Below are 22,168 nucleotides of genomic sequence, written 5' to 3' on the forward strand. Positions count from 1 at the left end.
CTAGCTTGCCACCTGCGAGGCGGCCGACATCAACTCCTGGGGGCTCGGAGCCCCGAACATGCGCTGGCCGCCTTCAGGAACCTCGGTAAAGGTCCAGCGCACGATCCCCTCGCGATCGAGCAGGAACTGGCCGAACAGCTGGCCCTGGCCGGTTGCCGCCATGCGCTGATCGGCCTCCATCATCTCGTAGCCGTCCTTGTTGTTGAGGTATTCGGCAGCCGCCAGCCGATTCATCGGCCCCGGCGTTTCGCCGGGCATATCGACCTGCATGCTCATGACGACGTCCATACCCACCTTGCGCGGCCACTCGGTCTCGTGGTCCGTAAACTCGAGATTGGGCAGGCCGAACGCGCGGTGCGAGACCCGCTCGGGGTCGGACGCGGCGAGCAGATTGGGCAAGGGATGATAGCGGAAGTAGAGCCGCGCGCGTTCGATGGGCGTGTTCACGACCGTGAGACTTTCGACGCCCTTGTCGCGCAGCGCTGCGCCAAGTTGCGCCTGTGCCGCGATATGGCGCCGACAGAACGGGCAGTGCAGCCCTCGAAACAAGCCGATCAATATCGGGCTATGCCCGCGAAAATCCTGGAGCGCGATCGTTCCATCGCGGGTGATGGCGTCCAGCACGATGTTCGGTGCGCGATCGCCCGGTTGAAGCGGTCCGTCGACATGAAGTTCTGACATGGTTGAACTCCTTCATATGACTTAGTCAAGAAACGGCAGTACGATCAGCCCGGCGGGATCAAGCCCGTGGCGGGCGCAGACATCATGGGCCAGCGCGAAATATCGGTCGGCCTCGGGCATGTCGCCTCGATCAAGGCTCAGCGTGGCGAGACCATCATAGCATGGAAAAAGCTGCTGCGGTTCGCCGGTTTGGTTCGCCACCTCGATTGCCTCGTTGTAGCAGAGGGCGGCCAGATCGGGGCGGAAATGGCATTGATGGATTTGCCCGAGCACGATCAAGGGCACGGCGAGATGCTCGCGCTGATCGAGCGCGCGGTCGATTTCGATCGCCTTTTCGGCAGCCGGCACCCCTTCTTCGGTACATCTGTCCGTGAAGGTGCAACAGGCAACGGCAAAATTGGCAAGAAGACGCGCCTGGAAGCCGAGATCCCCGATCCGACGCGCGACATCGAGTCCACGCCGGCAGACCTCCACGGCTTTCGCCGGGTCGACAATCGTGTAGAGCACACCGAGATTGGTATAGCCGCGGCAGGCTACGTTGAGGAAGCCGGCAGTTTCGGCGGCTGCAACACTTTGCTCCACCTCGCGCACCGCCTCCTCGTGTCGTCCAAGCCGCGCCAGCGCAACCCCCTTGGTGTTGAGGGCCTCCGCAATGGCACGTGCCGCCTCGTGCCCTCCCTGCTTGTCCGCGTCCGCCGGTACGGACCGTGCATAGCCGAGCGCCTCGTCTGCCCATCTTGCGGCGGCCACGTGATCGCCCGTCCGAAACGCGAGACGGCCGCGCTCCTGCAAGAGATGCGCCCACTCGATGGGCGCGTCGATCCCTCCAAGCAGGTTGGCCGCCTCGGCGTAATGCGTCTCTGCCTTGATCCGCTTGCCGGCGTCCCACAGCAATCGGCCAAGCTTGCGAAGAATTCGCGCTTCGCTGATCCGGTCCTGTTGGGCGCGGTGCCCCTCCAACGCGCTCTGATAGTGCTCCTCGGCCGTGTTCCGGCGGCCAGCCGCGCCACAGAGGTCCGCGATCCGCTCGTACAGGACCAGACGTTCCGGCTCCCGTTCGCCGCCGGCCAACAGCACGGCGAGGGCCTGTTGGTAGAGACGGATGGCATCGTCATTGGCATAGCTGGCGCGTGCGCGATCGCCGGCCGCGCGCAGATAGCGCGCGCCTTTCGGCTTGCTCGCGCTCAGACTGAAGTGATGTCCGAGCAGTATGAGATCTTCGAGGCGCTCGGGCTCATGGCCATACAGCCTCTCGAGCGCCCCACCAATCCGTCCATGAAGCTCGATCCGGCGCTGCAGAAGCAGGTTTTGATAGATCACGTCCTGAAGCATGGTTTGCGTGAAGCGGTAGGTCCGCAGCGAAATCGAATTCGAGCCCGCGATCTCCTCGACGATTTCCGCGTCGCACAGAAGTTCGAGCCCTGCTTCGACCCTTGCCGGCTCGGTTGCCGCCGCACCGAGAGCAGCCGCATCAAAACGCGGGCCGATCACCGCGGCCTCCTGTGCCAGGCGGCGCACCTGATGCGGCAACCGGTCGAGACGCGCCAGCAACAACGCCTGAATGCTTGCCGGAATATCGGCGGCGGCTTCATCCGACGTCATCCGCCACTGCACGCCGTCGCGCTCCAGAGTGCCGGCTTCGATCAGGCCGCGTATGATCTCCTCGAGGAAAAGCGGATTGCCGCCGGCGCGATCGAGGATTCGATTGAACAGACGTCCCGGTGGTTCACGCCAACCGTGACTGAAATAGGCCGCGAGCAGCCTTTGTCCGTCGGCGTCCCCAAGCGGGGGCAGCCGGAGGGTAGCGTGACTGATCCTGCTCGAACCGAACTGGTCCAGTTCCAGCATCGGCCGATGCGTAAACAGCAGCATCAGCCGCGTCCGCTCCAGTCGGTCCATCAGGAAGCGCAACGCTTCAAGCGACACCGCATCGGCCCAATGCAGATCCTCGACGATGATCAGCAGTGGCGACAGTGCCAGGCGGCGTTCGAAGACGGTGCGGATCGCGAAGAATATCTGCCGGCGGAGCTGTTCGGGCTCGACGTGCCTGAGCACGGCGTTGGGGTCGCCGAGGCCGAGTACGTGCAGATAGAGGGGCATCAGGCGGTCGGCTTCGTCGGTCGCGAGGCCCAGCTCCGATAGCGCTTCGGCGACCTTCGCCTCCGCCTCTGTGGCGCCCGCCTTCTGCGCGATGCCATAGGCGCTGCGCAGCACGGCGGCGAGTGTGCCGTAGGACTGTTCGCCGAGCGGCGAGCACGCCGCCTGCCGGATCGCCACGCCTGCGAATCGATCCTGATCGCGGATGCGGGCGACGAACTCCCTGACCAGGCGCGTCTTCCCGATGCCGGCCTCACCGACCAGCCGCACCAGTTGAGCCGCGCCGCCGCACGCGAGATCAAGGCTGCCGATCATGCGCGCAAGCTCGGCGTCGCGCCCGATCAACGGCGCATTGAGGCCCAGCGTGTCGAGACCTCGCGCCGCACGGGGCGTGTCGAGCGGCTCCTTCAGACGGTGGACCAGTACGCTGCCCATCTTGCCCTTGAGCGAGACCTCGCCAAGCGAGTCATAGGAGAACGCATGCCGCGTCAGACGGTGGGTCAACGGCCCGACCAGCACCTCGCCCGGAGCCGCCATCGATTGTAGTCGCTGGGCGGTATTCACCGTGTCGCCGGTCACCGAATAGGATTTGGCAACGCCCGCACCGAGCCCGCCCGCAACAACGTGCCCGGTGTTGATGCCGACATGGAGCAGCAGCGGTGAACCTGCATACGCCTTCGCGCGTTCGCTGAGGCGCGCCGTCCGGTCGATCATGTCGAGGGCAGCGCGCACCGCCCGCTCTGGGTCGTCCTCGTGCGCCGCCGGCGCACCAAACAGAGCAAGCAGCGCATCGCCGATGAATTTGTCCACGAAGCCGCCGAAGCTTTGCACCGCGGCCGTCAACTCCTCGAACAACCCGTTTTGAAGCGTCTGCATGACCTCGGGGTCGAGCCGCTCGCTCATCGCAGTGAAGCCGCTGAGGTCGGCAAACAGCACGGTGATGGTGCGGCGGTTCGCCTCGCTGTCGATCTTGTCCAGCTGAGGTCGAAATGCGGCTTGAGCCTCCTCCGCCGGCGCGAGCGGCGGAGAGGAGGACCGGATCGGGAGCGTCGTCGGGCTCGTCCGCGCCGATGCCTGCCCGCCTGTGGGGACCTCAGCGACGAAGGCGCCGCATTTCGGGCAATAGGCGAAATCCGGCGCGCATGGAAAGCCGCAGCCAGGGCACGCGTTCGGTTGCTTCGTGCCGCACTTCGGGCAGAAGGCAAAGCCGCTCTGGACCTCTAAACCACAGCAAGAGCAGTTCATGGGTCAAGACCTCGCGGAAGCCGCGATGGTGCAATCTCCTGGACCTGCCGGACGGGCCCAGGAACCGGGCAAGCATGGGCTCGTCGCACGGGAAGAGCAAGCGGTGGTCGGTTAACGGCCGCGCGCGCGGCCTCACCCCTCCCCGCAACCGGACCGTCTTTCGGTGCTGAGGATAGACACCCCCGGCGATCGTCGCCCGCACTTATCTCGGCCTCTCCGACAAGCTTTCGCGCAAGCCACACCGCCTCGCCATAGCGGTCTCCTTCGCGAGCGACGTAGTGCGCTGCATCAAGGCGAGCATGTCCTGCGGACCCGCCTGGGAAGGCGACACGACGACGCTCACGAGAAACAGCGCCCCCAGAAGCCGCGCGGCAAACCTTGTGGCGTTCGAGCGGGTTGGTATGCGGCAGCGCTGATTGACACGAGCAGTGTCAGCGCTACGTTGCCGGATTAGAAAGAACAAGAATAAGGGCAGGGAATCGCCGTGAAACCCGTCATTGCATCTTGAGCACATCCGCGCTCGCGCCATTCCGCATCCGCAACTATCGCTTCCAGTGGCCGTCCGACCTGCTCACCTCCTGGGCCTTCGAGATCGAAACGCTGGTGCTCGGCTGGTACATCCTGGTCGAGACCGGATCGGTGCTGCTGCTGACCATTCTCGCCTCGCTGCAATATGTGGGAACGCTGGTCGCACCGGTGCTCGGGATGATCGGCGACCGCATGGGTCATCGCGATCTCCTTGTCGTGCTGCGCCTCACCTATACGGCGCTCGCCTCGACCATCATGGTGCTGGCACTGACCGGCCGTCTGGCGCCACTCAACGTCATGATCATCGTTGCAATCATGGGCTTGATCCGCTCCTCCGATCTCGGCATTCGCAGCGCGCTGCTCGCCGACATCATGCCGGCCAAGCAGCTGGTGGGCGCGATCGGCCTGTCACGGACGACCCAGGACAGCGCCCGCATTGCCGGAGCGCTGACAGGCGCCGGCCTCTTCGCCGTGCTCGGCATTGGGTTGGTGTATGCGGCAGTCGCCAGCCTCTACCTCGTGGCCGCGATTCTCATGTCCTGCCTGACCCGACCGGAAAGGACCGTTGCCACGATGGACCTGCCGGCGAACAGCCGCGCCGTTTCAAAACTGCTCGACGAGCTGAAGGAAGGGATTGTCTACGCCTGGAATGGCCCCGGAATGGGCGCCGCGCTGTGTGTCGCCTTCCTCGCCAATCTCACCGCATTTCCCTTCACGGGCGGATTGCTGCCCTACATCGCGCGCGAAATCTTTCACACCGACCAGACCGGGCTCGGCTATCTCTCGGCCAGCTTCGCCGTCGGCTCGCTGATCGGCTCCATCACGCTCAGCCTGGTCGGCGGCCTGCGCATTGCCCGGCTTCTGATCGGCGCGACGCTGGCCTGGTACGCCATGCTGCTGGTGTTCGTCGAAATCAGGACCATGCCGGTGGCCATGGCCTGCCTCGCTCTCGCTGGCATCGCCCAGAGCATGTCGATGATATCGGCCGCCGTGATCCTGATGCGCACGGCGAGCGCGCATCTGCGCGGCCGTGTCATGGGCGTCCGCATGATGGTGATCTACGGCTTGCCGCTCGGATTGCTCGCGGCCGGCAGCCTGATCGACCTCATCGGCTATTCCGCGACGGGCTCGCTCTATGCCGTCTCGGGGTTCATCGCGATGGCGGCGATCGCGGTGCGCTGGCGCGCGGACCTCTGGCCCCTGCACGCCCCCGCCAATGCGCGATGACGGGGCGCCCTAGTCCCCGTACCCGCGCAGCCGCTCGATATCGAGGATGGTGACGCCGCCATATTCGAGTCGCAGCAGGCCCTCCTTCTCCAGCCGGTTCAGCGCGCGATTGGCGTTCTGGCGGGACATGCCGGAGAGCGCCCCGATCTCCTCCTGGGTGATCTCCAGATGCGCGGTCGATTCCGGATAGAGGATCGGGTTGAACAACGAGGCGATGCCGCGCGCGAGGCGCGAGGTCGCATCGAGCGTACGGTTGACCTCGAGCATGCCGATGAACTGGCCGAGCCGCTCGTTGAGCTGGCGGACCAGGAAGCGGTTGAAGCCGACGCTGTTCTCGAACAGCCACATGAAGGCGCTGCGCTCCATCAGCGCGACACGGCTGTTGCGCAGCGCGACCACGTCGTAGCGGCGCGGCTCGTTCTTGAGCACGCTGCCCTCGCCGAACCAGGCCCCCGCAGTCAGCCCGGCAAGGCTCGCCTCCTTGCCGTCGCGCGACACCCCGCCCATCCGGGCAAGGCCAAAGACCATGCCGGCCCAATAGCCGAACGTGTCGCCGCGCATGAACACAGCCTCGCCGATGCCGTAGGACCGCTCCGTGATTCCGGCGCGAGCGACCTCGATCTCCGCTTGCGTGAGCTCGCGCGACCAAGCGGCGATGCGCTTCAGTTGATCCTCTGAAATCATGATCCCGAAGCCAGCCGCACCGTTTCGTCACTCCGCCCTTCTGTTGCACTGCAACACGACCGCATCGACCGCCATCCGACGAAAGATGAAGGCCGTCTCGCCTGAAAAACTTTGTCGCAGAATTGTCAGGCCGGAGACATTTCAAAATAGCGCTTTCCCCTATTGAGGGCCACCTCGGGCGATGCGGCTTTTGATCCCTAACGGGAGCGAGAGCCTCGCGGGTCCGGTCGAGACCAATAGCTGCATGGTCTGGCCGGCACGACCGTACTAGGATCGCCCGACAGGAACCGACGAAGAGCGCCACAGAAAGCGCCATCACCGGGGAGGGACTTGTTTGGTGGCTACCAGTCTTGAAGTGCGCGGCGTGTCTTTGCGGTTCGGCGGCGTCCGTGCGCTGACCGATGTCGGCTTCGCCATCAAGGAGGGCGAGCTGTTCTCGATCATCGGCCCCAACGGGGCCGGCAAGACCTCGATCGTGAACTGTATTTCCGGCCGCTACAAGCCGACCGAGGGCCAGCTGTTCTATCAGGGCCGCGACATCACCGGCCTGACGCCGAACGCCCGCGCCTCGCTCGGCATCGGCCGCACCTTCCAGAACCTGGCCCTGTTCCACCACATGAGCGTGCTCGACAACATCATGGTCGGCCGCCATCACCTGTTGAAGAACAATTTCCTCACGGGCTCGCTCTACTGGCTCACCGGCGCGCGCAAGGAAGAGCTCGCGCATCGCCGCAAGGTCGAGGAGATCATCGACTTCCTCGACCTCCAGTCAGTGCGGAAAGCGCAAGCCGGCACCCTCTCCTACGGCCTGCGCAAGCGCGTCGAGCTCGCCCGCGCCATGGCGCTGGAGCCGCGCCTCATCCTCCTCGACGAGCCGATGGCCGGCATGAACTTCGAGGAGAAAGAGGACATGGCCCGCTACATCGTCGATCTCAACGAGGAATTTGGGATGACGGTGGTGATGATCGAGCACGACATGGGCGTGGTGATGGACATCTCCCACCGCGTCATGGTGCTGGATTTCGGCCGCAAGATCGCCGAGGGCGATCCGGGTGCGGTGCTCGCCGATCCCCACGTCAGGCGCGCCTATCTCGGCGAGGAGGACGAGGTGCTGGTCGATCCGGACGATGCGCCGCCGGCGCAGGAGAGCGCGGCATGATGGATTATGCAGGCCGCGTCGCGCAGGCCGATACCTATCCCAAAATGCTCCGGCTCAACGCCAGGGAGCATGGCCACGAGATTGCGCTGCGCGAAAAGGATCTCGGGCTGTGGCGTGTCTTCACCTGGAACGACTACCAGACGCGCGTGCGCGATTTCGCGCTCGGCCTCGTCGAGCTCGGCCTTGGCCACAACGACGTCATCGGCATCATCGGCGACAACCGGCCGGACTGGGTCGCCGCGGAAATCGCCACCCACGCGATCGGCGGCCTGAGCCTCGGGCTCTACCGCGACGTGCTGGACGAAGAGGCCTCCTATCTCCTCAATTACGGCGAGGCGCAGCTGGTCTTCGCCGAGGATGAGGAGCAGGTCGACAAGTTGCTCACCCTCGCCGACCGCGTGCCGCGGCTGAAGCACATCATCTATTCCGACCCGCGCGGCATGCGGAAATATGACGACCCCAGGCTGCTGTCGGCGGAGAAATTCGCCGAGCTCGGCCGCGCCCGCGCTGCGCGCGAGCCGGGGCTTTACGACAAGCTCGTCGACGCGACCAAGGGCGAGGATGTCGCAATCCTCTGCACCACGTCAGGCACCACCTCGCATCCAAAACTCGCAATGCTCGCCGCCGGCCGCGTGCTCGGCCATTGCGCGACCTATCTCGCCTTCGATCCGAAGGGACCCGACGACGAATACGTCTCGGTGCTGCCGCTGCCGTGGATCATGGAGCAAGTCTATGTGCTCGGCAAAGGCCTCTTGTGCCGGATGAAGATCAACTTCGTCGAAGAGCCCGACACGATGATGAACGATCTGCGCGAGATCGCGCCGACCTTCGTGCTGTTCGCCCCGCGCGTCTGGGAATCCATCGCCGCCGACGTCCGCGCCAAGGTGATGGACGCCACGCCCTTCAAGCAGCGCCTGTTCGATATCGGGATGAAGTCGGGCCTGGCCGCGCTTGCCGACGGCAAGCGCTCGGGTTTTGCCGACGCCATCCTGTTTCGCGCGCTGCGCGACCGGCTCGGCTTCACCCGCCTGCGCTCGGCTGCGACGGGCGGCGCGGCGCTCGGGCCCGATACCTTCAAGTTCTTCCAGGCGATGGGCGTGCCGCTGCGCACGCTCTACGGCCAGACCGAACTGTTGGGGGCCTATACGCTGCATCCCGAGGGCAAGGTCGATCCTGACACGACGGGCGTGCCGATGGCCGACAGCGTCGAGATTCGCATCGACAATGCCGACGTCCACGGCGTCGGCGAGATCGTGGTGCGGCATCCCAACATGTTCCTCGGCTATTACAAGAACCCGGAGGCAAGCGTTGCCGACATCAAGGACGGCTGGATGCTGTCGGGCGATGCCGGCTATTTCAACTCCAACCGGCAGCTCGTCGTCATCGACCGCATCAAGGATCTCGCCGAGACCTCGCGCGGCGAGCGCTTCTCGCCGCAATTCATCGAGAACAAGCTGAAGTTCTCGCCCTATATCGCCGAAGCCGTGGTGCTCGGCGCGGGCCGCGACGCGCTCGCGGCGATGATCTGCATCCGCTACTCCATCATCTCGAAATGGGCGGAGAAGAACCGCCTCTCCTTCACGACCTACAGCGACCTCGCCTCGCGGCCCGAGGTTTACACGCTGCTCCAGAAGGAGGTCGAGACCGTCAACGCCACGCTGCCGCCGGCGCAACGCATCTCGCGCTTCCTGCTGCTCTACAAGGAGCTCGATGCCGATGACGGCGAACTCACCCGCACGCGAAAAGTGCGGCGCAGCGTCATCAACGAGAAATACGCCGGCATCATCGATGCGATCTACCGCGGCGACGCCGACATCCCCGTCGACACCGTGATCCGCTTCCAGGACGGCACCACGCAGAGAGTGCGCACGACGCTGCGGGTGGTGAATCTGGGCGGACCCGGGCACCTGGCGGAGGCTGCGGAGTGAACTCGCTTCCGATACAGGCCGCTCGTTGCGCAAGCGGAGAGAGGCGAAGGATAGCATAACATGAACACCGCCTTCCTCATCCAGCTCCTGGTCAACGGCCTCGTGGTCGGCACGCTCTACGGCGTGGTCGCGATGTCGTTCGTGCTGATCTACAAGGCGACGCAGGTCGTCAATTTCGCGCAAGGCGAGCTGCTGCTGGTTGGCGCCTGGGTGTGCTGGGCCTTGCTTGCGAAATACCAGGTGCCGTTCTGGATCGGCATGCCGATGACGCTGGTGTTCATGTTCGTGTTCGGCATCGCCATCCAGGTGCTGATCCTGCGGCCGATGATCGGCGAGCCCATCATTTCGGTCATCATGGTGACGATCGGCCTCTCGACGGTGCTCCAGGCCACGCTGAAATGGATGTTCGGCGTCAACCCGCAGCCCTTCCCGCGCGTGTTCGAGAGCCAGTCCGTCAGCTTGTTCGGGCTTCAGATCCAGACCGTCTATGTCATGAGCCTGGTGGTCTCGGTCGCCATGATGATCGGCATGGCCTGGTTCTTCCGCGCATCCAAATACGGCCTTGCGATGCGCGCCACCGCATTCAACCAGCAGGTCGCGCAGTCGCTCGGCATTTCCGTGAAAAGCGTGTTCGCGATGGCCTGGGCGATCTCGGCAACGGTTTCAGCGGTCGCCGGAGTGGTGGTCGCCGTGGTGAACGGGGTGTCCTCGGGCCTCGCCGCCTACGGCATCAAGGTGTTTCCAGCGGCGATCCTCGGCGGGCTCGATTCAGTCGGCGGCGCCGTGCTCGGCGGCATCATCATCGGCTTGCTCGAGAACGTCGCGCAATATGTCGACAGCGAGTATCTGCACTGGGGCAATCTCTACGAGATCGCGCCGTTCTACGTCCTCATCATCGTGCTGATGATCAAGCCCTACGGCTTGTTCGGCACCCACGACATCGAGCGGATCTGACCCATGGCCGGCCCTGCCCTCATCCCTGCTGGTGATTTCCGCACCTCCTATGCGGCGGACACCACGATCTTCCCGACGGCCACCAGCCGCAATTTTGCGATCGCAGGCGCACTTCTGCTCTGCCTCGTGCCGCAATTCCTCGGCGGCTACTGGCTCAGCATTCTGATCCAGATCGGCATCTTCTCGATCGCGGCGCTCGGGTTGAACATCCTGGTCGGCTTCACCGGCCAGATCTCGATCGGGCATGCCGCCTTCTTCCTGCTCGGCGCCTTCACCTCGGCCTACATCTCCAACAATGCGCCGATCCCGGTGTTTTTCGCGATCCCGCTCGCAGGCGTCGTCACCGCGCTGGTCGGGCTGGTCTTCGGCATTCCGGCGGCGCGGCTGAAGGGACTCTACCTCGTCATCGCGACGCTCGCCGCGCAATACATCCTGCTCGACTTCTTCTCGCGCGCCGAATGGTTCACCGGCGGCTCGGTACCGGCCAGCGCCAATCCGTTCTCGATCTTCGGCTTCACCTTGCGCGGCGACAAGCAGTATTTCTACGTCGTGCTGGCCTATGTGCTGGCGAGCTACATCCTCGTCACCAATCTGATGCGCACGCGCGACGGCCGCGCGCTGGTGGCGATCCGCGACCATTATCTCTCCGCGGAGATCATGGGCATCAACCTCACCAAATACCGCACGCTGTCGTTCGGGCTCGCCGCCTTCTTCGCCGGCATCGCCGGCGCGCTCTATGCGCACTACCAGCTCGTGGTATCCCAGGAAGGCTTCGGCATCGAGCGCTCGATCCTGTTCCTGGCCATGATCATTATCGGCGGCACCGGCTCGATCATGGGCACGCTGATGGGCACCGCCTTCGTGGTCCTGCTGCCGGAGTCGATGGAATTCCTCAGCATCTACTTGAAGGGCGGCGCGATCGACAAGGCGCTGTCGCTCAACAACAACATTACCTTCCTGCGCGAGATTGCGATCGGGGTGATCATCATCGCGTTCCTGATGTTCGAGCCTGACGGGCTCGCGCATCGCTGGCGGCAGATCAAGGCGTACTGGAAACTCTACCCGTTCTCGCATTGAGAACGGGTAACTTACGAACCAACGAATAAACAGGAGGAGGCAACCAATGAAGACAAAATCCCTTTTGAGCACTGCATCGCTCGCGCTGGTGATCGCCGCATTCTCGGCGGGCGCGCAGGCCCAGATCGCCATCGGGCATCTCGCCGACTATTCCGGCGGCACCTCAGACGTCGGCACGCCTTACGGCCAGGCCGTCGCCGACACCTTCGCGTGGGTCAACAAGAACGGCGGCGTCGGCGGCAAGCAGCTCAGTGTCGACACCAACGACTACGGCTACCAGGTGCCGCGCGCGATCGCGCTCTACAAGAAATGGTCGGCGCCGGACAGCAAGGTCGCGGCGATCATGGGCTGGGGCACCGCTGACACCGAGGCGCTGACCGGCTTCCTCGCCCAGGACAAGATCCCCGATCTCTCCGGCTCCTATGCCGCCGCACTGACCGATCCCGAAGGCGTCAGCGGCAAGGCCAAGCCCGCGCCTTACAATTTCTTCTACGGCCCGAGCTATTCGGACTCGCTGCGCGCGATGCTGATGTGGGCGGCCGAGGACTGGAAGGCCAAGGGCAAGCCCGGCAAGCCGAAGTTCGTGCACATGGGCGCCAACCATCCCTATCCGAACGCGCCGAAGGCCGCAGGCGAAGCGATGGCGCAGGAGCTCGGCTTCGAGGTGCTGCCGCCGCTGGTGTTCGCGCTCGCGCCGGGTGACTACAGCGCGCAGTGCCTGAGCCTGAAATCCTCGGGCGCCAACTACGCTTATCTGGGCAACACCGCCGCTTCCAACATCTCGGTGATGAAGGCTTGCAAGACCGCCGGCGTCGAGATTCAGTTCCTCGGCAATGTCTGGGGCATGGACGAGAACGCCGCCAAGACCGCCGGCGACGCCGCCAACGGCGTGATCTTCCCGCTGCGCACCGCGGTCAGCTGGGGCGGCGATGCGCCCGGCATGAAGACGGTGATGGAGATCTCCAAGATGTCCGACCCGACCGGCAAGGTCTACCGGCCCGTGCATTACATCGCAGCAGTCTGCTCGGCGCTGTACATGAAGGAGGCACTCGATTGGGCTGTCAAAAACGGCGGCGCCACCGGCGACAACGTCGCCAAGGGCTTCTACCAGAAGAAGGACTGGGTGCCGGCTGGAATGGACGGCGTCTGCAATCCCTCGACCTGGACGGACAAGGACCACCGCGGCACGTTGAAGGTCGACCTCTATCGCACCAAGATCGCGGGTGCGACCGACGGCGACCTCAACGATCTCATGGCCAAGGGCACGATCAAGCTCGAGAAGGTCAAGACGGTCGAACTGCCGCGCAAGGCGGAATTGCTGGGGTGGTGACAGTAACCTTCGACGTCATGGCCGGGCAAAAGCGCGAAGCGCGTCTTCGCGCAGATGTCCCGGCCATCCACGTCTGACCACTCGGCACGAAGAACGTGGATGCCCGGGACAAGCCCGGGCATGACGAGCGCACCAGATTGGCGGCACACCCAATGACCGAAATTCACGAAGCCACTCGTCCCTCGCCCAGTATCGTGCCCGCGCCACCCCTTCTCGGCGTGCGCAACATCGAGGTCGTCTATGACGACGTCATCCTGGTGCTGCGCGGCCTCAGCCTCGACGTGCCCAAGGGCGCGATCGTGGCGCTGCTCGGGGCCAATGGTGCCGGCAAGTCGACGACGCTGAAGGCGATCTCGGGGCTGCTCAAGACCGAGGACGGCGAGGTCACGCGCGGCGAGATCCTGTTCGAGGGCGAGCGCATCAACGGCATCGACCCCGACAAGATCGTCCGCCGCGGCATCTTCCAGGTGATGGAGGGGCGCCGCATCGTCTCCGACATGACCTCGCTGGAAAACCTCAAGCTCGGCGCGTTCACCCGCAAGGACCGCGAGGTCGATGCCGACATCGACATGGTCTTCAACTATTTCCCGCGCCTGAAGGAGCGCACCGGCCTTGCCGGCTATCTCTCCGGCGGCGAGCAGCAGATGCTCGCGATCGGCCGCGCGCTGATGGCACGTCCGAAGATGATCCTGATGGACGAGCCGTCGATGGGCCTGTCGCCGCTGCTGGTGAAAGAGGTGTTTTCCATTATCCAGAAGATCAACCGCGATCTCGGCGTCACCATCCTGCTGGTCGAGCAGAACGCGCGCGCTGCGCTGTCGGTGGCGAGCCACGGCTACATCATGGAGCAGGGCAAGGTCGTGCTCGACGGCACCGCGGACGAATTGCGCGACAACGAGGACGTCAAGGAGTTCTACCTGGGCGGCGCCGGTGACCAGCGCAAGAGCTTCAAGAACCTCAAGAGCTTCAAGCGGCGCAAGCGCTGGCTCTAACCGTCCAACACCTGCTCCGCTTCCGTGACTGCGCAGAGAACATGATAGAACGACGACGCAGGAATGGTGTCGACCAGCGATTTGCCGTCGCGATCGAACTGGTCGTACCAGCCGCCCCGCACGGGATGGCTGAGATAATGCCGCTCGAGCCGCACCAGGGCCGCGCGCGCCTCGTCCGCCGCACCCGCCTCGCCGGATTCGGCCTGCGCAATCCACGCCTTCGCGATCTCGGTCTGCGGCCACAGCCGGCGCGTGCTGCGACGGATGTTGCCGGCGGCATCACCCTCGTCGATCAGGCAGCCCGTCGCCTCGTCGCGATAGCGCAGCGCGGTCGCCAGCAGCTCCGCACGCCGCTGCCCGGTCGGGCAGCCCGTGATGCGCTCGAATCCCTTCAGCAGCCAGACCCACTCCGCCTGATGGCCAGGCTCGACACTGACCGGCTCGATCTTCGACCAGTCCTCCTCGAAATACTCCGACAACACGTGCTTCTGCTTGTCGTAGAGGTTGGCGAGGAACAGCGCGAAGAATTCGCCGGCGCGGTTCTGGAACGACAGATCGTGGGTCGCGTCGAAGCACGCGATCATCGCCTCGAACAGGTGCATATGCGGGTTCTGCCGGCGCGGCAGCGAGACCGGCAGCCCCTCGTGGACGCCGCCATGCGGCGAGCGCAGGTGGCCGTCGAGGAAGGCGAGCAGCGTGTCGATCTCGGCGCGAACCTGCGCGTCCTTGTCGAGCGCATAGACGGTCGCGAGCGCAAACAGGATGAAAGCGTGGTCGTAGGCGTCGCGCCGACCGTCCAGCACCGCGCCCTCCGGCGTCAGCCGGTGCACATAGCCGGGCCTGCCGTCGGGCGCCTTCGCGCGTGCCAGCAGGTGTTCCAGCCCCTTCAGCGCGATGCCGCGCCCCTCAGGATACCAGCCCATCTGCGCCGCCTTGGCGTAGCAGTAGATCTGGCGGGCCTGCACGAACACGCGCCGCGGCGCGGCGGCATCCGCCGTGCCGTCGCGGTGCAGCCGGTCGATGAAGCCGCCCGCGACAGGGTCCCAGCCGACCGTCGACCACAGCGGCATCGCGTCGTCGATCATGCGGCGCTTCAGGCGCGCGACGACGCCAGCCGCCTCCCCCGCCGCCTTGATCCGTTCGTCCGCCATCTCGCGCTCTCCACGTCCCGACAATGGCCGTCTGATACCCATGCCAGCGGCGGCGTGCAACGGATGCCAACCCGGAAAGATCAGCCATGACCGCCCATTACGACGCCCTCGAGACGCGCGAGCAAGCCGCGCGCGAGGCCGAGCTGTTTTCGCGCCTGCCGAGCGTGCTGCGCAGCGCGATGACGGCGCCCGCCTACGCCGAACGGCTCAAAGGTGTGGATCCGGCCACAGTGACCACCCGCGCGGCGCTGGCGCGCCTGCCGGTGCTGCGCAAGTCGGAACTGCCGGCCCTCCACAAGGCCTCCGCGCCCTTCGGCGGCTTCGTGGCGGCGGCGCCGGGCTCGTTCGCACGGCTCTTCACCTCTCCGGGCCCAATCTTCGAACCGGAGGGCCGGCAGGCCGATCCCTGGCGCGGGGCACGGGCGCTGTTCGCGGCCGGGTTCCGGCCCGATGACATCGTGCTCAACACCTTCAGCTACCACCTCACCCCCGGCGGCTTCATCTTCGATGCTTCGGCGCGCGCGCTCGGCTGCGCGGTGATCCCGGCCGGGCCCGGCAATACCGAGCAGCAATTCGAGCTGATCGAGGCCTACCGGCCGGTCGGCTATAGCGGCACGCCCGACTTCCTGAAGATCCTGCTCGATGCAGCGGCGACCGCGGGCCGCGACGTCTCCTCGATCAAGCGCGCGCTGGTCTCGGGTGCGGCCTTCCCGCCCTCGCTCCAGGCCGAGATCAAGGCGCGCGGCATCGACGCCTACCAGGCCTTCGGAACCGCCGATCTCGGTCTCATCGCCTTCGAGACGGAGGCGCGCGAGGGCATGGTCGTGAACGAAGGCCTGATCATGGAGATCGTCAAGCCCGGCACCGGCGATCCCGTTGCGGAAGGCGATGTCGGCGAGATCGTCGTCACCTCGCTCGACCCGCATCATCCCTGGATCCGCCTCGCGCTCGGCGACCTCACCGCGGCGCTGCCGGGCTCGAGCAAATGCGGTCGCACCAACATGCGGATCAAGGGCTGGATGGGCCGCGCCGACCAGACCACCAAGGTCAAGGGCATGTTCGTCCGTCCCGAGCAGGTCGCCGAAATCAGCAAGCGGCATTCCGCACTCGGCCGCCTGCGTCTCGTCGTCACGCGCCAGGGCGAGACCGATGCGATGACGCTGAAAGCGGAAGCAGCGGCAGCAAGCGAGGTTCTGCGCGAGGAGATCGCGGGCACGCTGCGGATGGTGACAAAGCTCGGTGGCGCGGTCGAGCTGGTCGGCCCCGGCACGCTGCCGAACGACGGCAAGGTGATCGCGGACGAGCGGTAAAACGCCGGGGCGACGAAGAACACCGGGCGGCGCGTTTCATACTTGCGTGAATTTGGTTTTGACACGCGAGCGATGTTTCGCGGCGGACGTGAGCCGCAAAACACTCTAAAGGGATTCGCGATTCCACTGTCTCTCCCCCATCTGCCGATCATGGCCACCGCGTTCGAATTCTGCCTGCCCGCGGCCGCCAAAGCCGTTCCTTCCGGCCCGACTGGAATCCTAGGTTCGCCGATGCGCAGCCTCTGCGGTCTCGCGTTCGGGAGCTGGAAGCTTAGTCGACGCCGCCGAGGTCCGCCGTAGGCGCGCGCCTGTCAAGTACACCTCGGAATGACGGCTTAAACGGTCGAGGTTTCCATTCGAGATCAGATCTGGCAGGCGCTTGATCGAAGACCATGTTCTTGGCCATTCGCTTCCCCATCTCGGGTTTGATGTGGGGGAATTTACTACGCAAAAGATGAAAGCTCGCCTCCCACAAGAATGGAGGCACCGGCACGATGCATCGGGCTCGATCGATGCCGTCAAAAATGCGACCAATCATTTCGCGATAAGTTATAGTTTCTCCGCCGGGCAGGTTATATATTTTGTTCTCCGCCCTAGCTGTAGACACGGCACTTACAGCGGCAATAGCGCAATCCGCTGCATGCACTGGCTGCCGCAAGCCATGCCCACGACCGCACAATGGGAAAAAGCGGATCTTTGAAATTAAGCTTGCTATCCGAGTGACATTTACATCCCTGCCTTCATCGTAGATCAGAGTCGGCCGCAACACCGTCCAACCAATACCGCGGCTCTCGCAGCCTTCTATGACATCCATTTCTGCCCTCGCGTATTCGGCGAGGCCGGCCCGTTCCTCGGGGTCCGCAGAATCGACTTTGGTCGAAATACTGGTGGTCGTGAAAAGGACGACACGCCTCAGCGAAGGCCGTGCCATGCTGGGGATGGCGTCTGCTAGAAGTCTTGCGCTCGCAGTGCAGTAGATAATCTCAACATCAGGCCACGCAACGCTCTGAGGATCTAAGAGATCGCCTCTGATCCATGTAACGCCTGCCGATCTTCGATGATTTCGCGACAGCCCGGTCGGCCTCTCGCCGGTAACCAAAAGCCGCTCTACAATGCGCGATCCGACTATCCCGGACGCACCAATGACTAAGCTCTTCGATTCCACCATCTTCCATACGCTCAATTCAGACTGATCTGGCTATTTTGACAGGCTACGGAGGCAATGCGCGAACTGCAAGTCTTGCTGATTAAGAAATCAATCCAACGTCTCGACGCGCACCCAGCCTAGACCGCCGATGCCAAGCGCATCGGCGGCTGCGCGCCCCAGATCGACACAGCGGCCGGCTATGAACGGCCTAAATCGGTCGACAGCGCCTCGATCAGCGTGCCTTTCCGCAGATTTGTGACGCGGAAACACCGGCCGAGATCGGCGCGCGAGGGGCGCGCAATGGTGTATGGATCTCATCGGCTCCAAGGCAAATCAATGTCGCCGCGGCCTTTGGCTCGTCTCGGAACCGCCGCAGCAAACTTCTTCGCCGCCAGACGCTTGAGCGTCTTTCCAATGAGATAAGCCGGCTCGAGAGAACCGCCTAGACTGTCGAGTGTCTTCCCTCCGACATGCCCCGAGCGGCGGCGGAGAGGCGATCTGTATGAAAATCACCTATCGAACCGTCATCGAACAGAATAGCGCCTCGTACCTAGCAAGATCCTTGTGCCTGGAGACGATTTCGTTCAACCCTTTTCCGATCGCTTTCTTGAATCCGCCGAGGTTGTTTTCTCGAAGGTCCTGCGCCCAAGTGAGTTCTTGGCTTGCGGAGGTGTCGCCTTCGTCCATTTCGGGATCAGAATCAGGGCGCTAAATTGGGCGGGCCGTATCCATTGGCCCTCGCCTACCTCCGGCAAATCGGATAAAGCCTTGCATTCGTCGGCTATTGGCTGGGCTCCACGCTTACCCATCCCTTGTTTGCGGGCCGGTACTCTTCGCTGCGTTCGCGCGATTGGATTCGAGCTGTCGCTCTGACGCAACTTGCTTCCTTGATTTCGCTAGCGATCAAACGCTCACGAAATCGACGGCATCAATCTTCGGTTCCGGAGCCACCGCGATCCGGCCGTGGTTGCTGCGGGAGATCGGCGGATCGATCTATTAACAGCGGGGCGATGAACGCATGGAGGTTTGACCCGTCAAACATATAGGCCGCGATGCCGGCTGCTTGCGCCGCAGCAAGATCACTCTGCTTGTCGCCGATCATGAAACTAGCGTCGATAGCTACGGGGTACCGCTCAAGCAGAGCTCTAATCATCCCCGGCTGCGGCTTACGACAGTTGCAGCGGACACGGTAACGCTCAACCAGGCCATCAGGGTGATGTGGGCAAAATTCGAACGCATCGATATGGGCACCAACAATAGCAAGCTCACGCGACATCCATTCGTGCAAGTTGCGAACATGTCGCTCCTCGTAAAATCCCCTAGCGATTCCCGATTGGTTCGTCACTACAAACGCAAAATACCCGGCGTCATTGACTCCTTTTACGGCCTGTTGGGCTCCTTCCACCCACCGAACCTTGTTCGGATCAAAAGTGTAGCCGTCGTCCTCGTTGAGGACGCCATCACGATCAAAGAAAACTGCCGGACGTATGGTTTTCAATATCTTCGTTCCCACAGACGACAGCGGTCAGAGTCATACCACGCACGAGCGTGGAGCCGCTCGCCACAAATAGTCTCCCAACGTTCGCCCTCCTGTGCCGAAACTCTCATGCCAACAGGCGGTCAGCTCTCTGTTCCCAAATAGGGAGTGCGCCTGCGATCTGACGACCGGATTAGCTGCTTCATCAGAGACCGATTCTTCGCAGCGCCGCGCATTGGCTAGATTTTCCCTACTCGTTCGCGGATGGAAGCTCGCGACCCGGTCGAAACCATGCCGAAGTGTTTCGACAACACTCTTCAGTTCATCCAAGTCGCTCATAGCGAAGCGAGCAAAGCCTTTCAATACCTACGACGGCGATGCACATGGTCGAGGGCGAGCCGCCGCCTGAGACCGTCTCGTTGCGCCGCGACCTTCTGCAGCGCCTCGTCAATGGCGGATGCGACCTGGCCGACCAGCTGGTTGTCCGCCTCATGGTCTCGGGCAGGCGCGCGGGTCCGAAACGGGCCTTCGGACCGCGAACGGCGAAACGGATTGATCAGCATCGCGCGTCTCCTCCTCGGCCCTTCGCCATGGCGCAATCCATCGCGGAGCAGCCTAGCACGGACGCGACTCTTTTGGGAGCCTGGACCAGTTGTGGTGCCGGCGCCACGTCCCTGCCACACACTTCACGGCGCAGCACGCCCAATCGGCCTCGCATCAACCACGACGGGAGCATGATCGGCAAGACGCGAACCTCGCGACAATAGGCTTTGCCGCTGGCCAAAGAAGATCCAGGCGGTCGATGAATTCAGTCTCAGCACCGTCGAGACCGCCAGGCTGTACAATGTCGGAGCGATGATCGGAGGCCACGTTCCGAGAAAATGAAAATGGACGGCATAGATATCCAGGGATCGCTGGCCAAGAAACACCAGCGAGCGCTCCAGGAAGGCTGGCAAGCGGCGATAGATAATTCCTGCAAGATCGACGAATGCCAGAGTACCGGCCATGGCGACGATCATGAGGTAGATGCCATTGATCGACCGCGGATGCCCCCAGGAAGGCGGGAAATAAGCGACGAGCGACGACACGTCGGTGCGGTGCCAGAAGGGAACAAGCGCCAGGAAAATCACGTAGGGAAGCGGACGAAGAATAGCCGGCAAACCGCGCGAAAGCCCGATCTGGTAAACGAGGCCGGCGGCAACGTAGGGAAAGTGCAGCCGCGCAAGATAAAGACCAAGCCCGCTGGGAAGACAACGACTGGCGTAGTTCACAAGGACAGTTGCAACGATGAAGGCAAGAGCCTGGGTCCTACGATCGTCCCAGGAGATGGACCAGTTTTCCGGACACAAGCGACGGAACGCAACCACGAGCAGGCCTGCCGCCGTCAAGCCAATGCTGCATTGGAAAAGAACTGGCAGAAACCATAGCCCATTGTCCGGATATTGGATGATCTTGACCATGTAGGAGACAAAGTCACCCGAAGGATTCAGCGCGTAGCTGACAACAGCCCAGGTGAAGAACGGAATGAGAAGACGCTGCGCCTTCTTCCAGAGGTCAAGGCCAAAGACGGAAACATCGATTTGCGCGGTGACGTGCCGTTCCAGGACTTGCCGCTTGAAGAAAAACGCTGCTGTCATGCCCGAAACGAACATGAACATGGGCATGTGGAATGCGTAGATGAATTTGAACGGCCAGTAGTCGTCAAATTCCAGGGTCGCGCCTTGGAACGTATGACCGGCCACTACGGTGAGGATCGCAAAACCCTTCAGGCAGTCGAGAAATCCATCGCGAACCGCGGGTTGCGGCAATCTATCGGACATGCAGCCTCTTTGGAAACCAAGCGCAGCATAACAGCAACATCCGGAAAAGTATGCTGCGGGTTTCCAAAAGGAGCAAGCCGGATCAAAGACCTAAAGCGCGATGGCGGTTCAAAACACTTTCTTTGCCTCTTTGATTCGGTGTCGTCGGCTTTGCCGCCTGCGTACGGTATTCCAAGATAACGCCCCGCGAATTCCGCTTCACGAGCGGCGTAGTCGTCCTCGATGCGGATGATGTCGCCCTCGCCGAGATAGCCGCCGGTCTCGATCAGTTCCAGCATGATCTTGCCAGGATTTTCAAGCCGATGCGCGGCGTCCATCGGGATATAAATCGATTCGTTCTCGTGCACGGTCTTGCTCGTTGACGGTGACGCGCGCAGCGCCCCGCACAACGATCCAGTGCTCTGAGCGATGATAGTGCTTCTGCAGCGACAGTCGCTGGCCCGGCTTGACGATGATGCGCTTGACCTGAGGGCGTGCGCATTGTCGACCGACTGGTAGCTGCCACAGGGTCGGTGCACCTTGAGATGATCGATGGTGACCTGCGGCGCCGCCCTCTTGAGTTTGCCACAAGCCGCTTCAGGCCGTTGGCGTCCCTCTGCCGCGACACCAGCACGGCGGCCTGGGTCGCCACTCGCACATGGCGTTCAAATCGGGCCTGTTGGCAGCATCGATCGGAGTCGGGACCGGGATGATGAAAAAGTCGCAAGCGGGAGCCTGGCGTTCTCGCTAGTCAAACCAGCGTCGCGCGTAAGGTCGGAAGCCTCGACCTCACGGTGCGGTGCTGCCCCGCCTGAAGTTCCCGGACCCTTACGGCATCGATGTCGAACCCGATCACCGGGCTGCCCGCGCGCGCGAACGCCGCGGCCACGGCGTTGTCCGGCGGCCTGGGCTTCCTGCTGCTCGGCCGCCTGCATTGGGCCTGGCTGAAGCACTGGTGGGCGACCAAGCATATCCATGCCTGCTCGGTGATTGCCAATCAGGTGCTTTTCTCAAGGAAAGAGCGGGCCGAAGATCGCCGTCCTCTCGCTCACCATTCACGTGCTCGCGGTGGTGATCGCCTGGTGCTGCGTGCGCTCGATCGCAGCGGCCGGCGATTTCGAGCAGCTGTTCATGCTGACCCCGCCGTTCATCACCATGTTGCCGATCTCAATCGCCGGTTGGGAGGTGCGCGAGGCGACCACGATGGTGGCGTTCGGCTATGCCGGGCTCGCCCAGACCGACGGCACCGTGGTATCGATCCTGTTCGGCGCAGTCTACTTCATCGTGGGCGCGCACGGCGGGCTGGTCTGGATCTTCAGCGCAGAGAAAGCGTCAGGCCATATCGAGGTAGCTCACGCCGTAGAGGACTGATCGCGCGCCGA

At 63.4% G+C, this 22,168-nt stretch carries 16 protein-coding genes and 2 pseudogenes; 9 read left to right on the plus strand and 9 right to left on the minus strand.

Annotation, left to right across the window (positions count from 1 at the left end; translation table 11 throughout):
- Both AAFG50_RS29645 and AAFG50_RS29650 read right to left on the minus strand, forming a co-directional pair.
- Positions 1-681: a redoxin domain-containing protein gene (locus AAFG50_RS29645; RefSeq protein WP_028173193.1), complete on the minus strand. Its 681-nt coding sequence runs from the start codon at positions 679-681 to the stop codon at positions 1-3.
- Positions 682-702: 21 nt separating this feature from the next.
- The gene (locus AAFG50_RS29650) at positions 703-4,023 is read right to left on the minus strand and encodes an adenylate/guanylate cyclase domain-containing protein (protein WP_028173192.1); all 3,321 of its coding nucleotides are present in this window, start codon (positions 4,021-4,023) and stop codon (positions 703-705) included.
- A 504-nt stretch (positions 4,024-4,527) separates the two neighbouring features.
- On the opposite strand from AAFG50_RS29650, the gene AAFG50_RS29655 reads away from it, so the two are divergent.
- Positions 4,528-5,778, plus strand: coding sequence for an MFS transporter (locus AAFG50_RS29655; RefSeq protein WP_028173190.1), 1,251 nt, complete (start codon positions 4,528-4,530; stop codon positions 5,776-5,778).
- A gap of 9 nt (positions 5,779-5,787) precedes the next feature.
- Here the strand turns inward: AAFG50_RS29655 and AAFG50_RS29660 are convergent, their stop codons facing one another.
- Positions 5,788-6,462, minus strand: coding sequence for a Crp/Fnr family transcriptional regulator (locus AAFG50_RS29660; RefSeq protein WP_011088702.1), 675 nt, complete (start codon positions 6,460-6,462; stop codon positions 5,788-5,790).
- A 337-nt stretch (positions 6,463-6,799) separates the two neighbouring features.
- Between AAFG50_RS29660 and AAFG50_RS29665 the strand changes: the two genes are divergently transcribed.
- The 6 genes from AAFG50_RS29665 (at position 6,800) to AAFG50_RS29690 (ending at position 13,902) form a co-directional block, all read left to right on the plus strand.
- Positions 6,800-7,621, plus strand: a complete 822-nt coding sequence (locus AAFG50_RS29665) for an ABC transporter ATP-binding protein (protein WP_011088703.1) — start codon at positions 6,800-6,802, stop codon at positions 7,619-7,621.
- Positions 7,618-9,549 (plus strand): long-chain fatty acid--CoA ligase, encoded by a 1,932-nt coding sequence (locus AAFG50_RS29670; RefSeq protein WP_028173189.1) that lies wholly within the window; start codon positions 7,618-7,620, stop codon positions 9,547-9,549. Before AAFG50_RS29665 ends, AAFG50_RS29670 begins: the two co-directional genes overlap by 4 nt.
- 60 nt (positions 9,550-9,609) lie before the next feature.
- Entirely contained in the window at positions 9,610-10,503 is an 894-nt protein-coding gene (locus AAFG50_RS29675; protein ID WP_011088705.1) for a branched-chain amino acid ABC transporter permease, read from the plus strand.
- Between the two features lie 3 nt (positions 10,504-10,506).
- Positions 10,507-11,580 (plus strand): branched-chain amino acid ABC transporter permease, encoded by a 1,074-nt coding sequence (locus tag AAFG50_RS29680; RefSeq protein ID WP_028173188.1) that lies wholly within the window; start codon positions 10,507-10,509, stop codon positions 11,578-11,580.
- Between the two features lie 46 nt (positions 11,581-11,626).
- Positions 11,627-12,910, plus strand: coding sequence for an ABC transporter substrate-binding protein (locus AAFG50_RS29685; protein ID WP_028173187.1), 1,284 nt, complete (start codon positions 11,627-11,629; stop codon positions 12,908-12,910).
- Between the two features lie 152 nt (positions 12,911-13,062).
- On the plus strand, positions 13,063-13,902 hold the full coding sequence (locus tag AAFG50_RS29690) for an ABC transporter ATP-binding protein (RefSeq protein ID WP_028173186.1): 840 nt from the start codon (positions 13,063-13,065) through the stop codon (positions 13,900-13,902).
- On the opposite strand, the gene AAFG50_RS29695 is transcribed toward AAFG50_RS29690, so the two are convergent.
- The gene (locus tag AAFG50_RS29695; RefSeq protein WP_028173185.1) at positions 13,899-15,053 is read right to left on the minus strand and encodes an AGE family epimerase/isomerase; all 1,155 of its coding nucleotides are present in this window, start codon (positions 15,051-15,053) and stop codon (positions 13,899-13,901) included. The genes AAFG50_RS29690 and AAFG50_RS29695 overlap by 4 nt on opposite strands.
- Before the next feature lie 86 nt (positions 15,054-15,139).
- Between AAFG50_RS29695 and AAFG50_RS29700 the strand changes: the two genes are divergently transcribed.
- A complete protein-coding gene (locus tag AAFG50_RS29700; RefSeq protein WP_028173184.1) occupies positions 15,140-16,363 on the plus strand; it encodes an AMP-binding protein in 1,224 nt (407 codons plus the stop codon).
- 271 nt (positions 16,364-16,634) lie between these two features.
- Here AAFG50_RS29700 and AAFG50_RS29705 read toward each other — a convergent pair whose 3' ends face one another.
- From AAFG50_RS29705 to AAFG50_RS29725, 5 genes and pseudogenes are all read right to left on the minus strand, one after another.
- Positions 16,635-17,531: an NAD(P)H-binding protein gene (locus AAFG50_RS29705; protein ID WP_049832474.1), complete on the minus strand. Its 897-nt coding sequence runs from the start codon at positions 17,529-17,531 to the stop codon at positions 16,635-16,637.
- Between the two features lie 907 nt (positions 17,532-18,438).
- Positions 18,439-18,999, minus strand: a complete 561-nt coding sequence (locus tag AAFG50_RS29710) for an HAD family hydrolase (protein WP_039185975.1) — start codon at positions 18,997-18,999, stop codon at positions 18,439-18,441.
- A gap of 347 nt (positions 19,000-19,346) precedes the next feature.
- Entirely contained in the window at positions 19,347-19,550 is a 204-nt protein-coding gene (locus AAFG50_RS29715; protein ID WP_028173183.1) for a hypothetical protein, read from the minus strand.
- 123 nt (positions 19,551-19,673) lie between these two features.
- Complete coding sequence (locus AAFG50_RS29720; protein WP_080668119.1) at positions 19,674-20,807, minus strand: acyltransferase family protein; 1,134 nt, start codon at positions 20,805-20,807, stop codon at positions 19,674-19,676.
- Positions 20,808-21,016: 209 nt separating this feature from the next.
- Positions 21,017-21,444, minus strand: a pseudogene (locus AAFG50_RS29725) (cupin domain-containing protein); the annotation flags it as partial.
- A gap of 232 nt (positions 21,445-21,676) precedes the next feature.
- Between AAFG50_RS29725 and AAFG50_RS29730 the strand changes: the two are divergent.
- A pseudogene (locus tag AAFG50_RS29730) lies at positions 21,677-22,157 on the plus strand (lysylphosphatidylglycerol synthase domain-containing protein); the annotation flags it as partial.
- Positions 22,158-22,168: the final 11 nt, after the last annotated feature.

The sequence above is a fragment of the Bradyrhizobium sp. B039 genome (genome assembly GCF_038965675.1).
Taxonomy (GTDB): Bacteria; Pseudomonadota; Alphaproteobacteria; order Rhizobiales; family Xanthobacteraceae; genus Bradyrhizobium; species Bradyrhizobium diazoefficiens.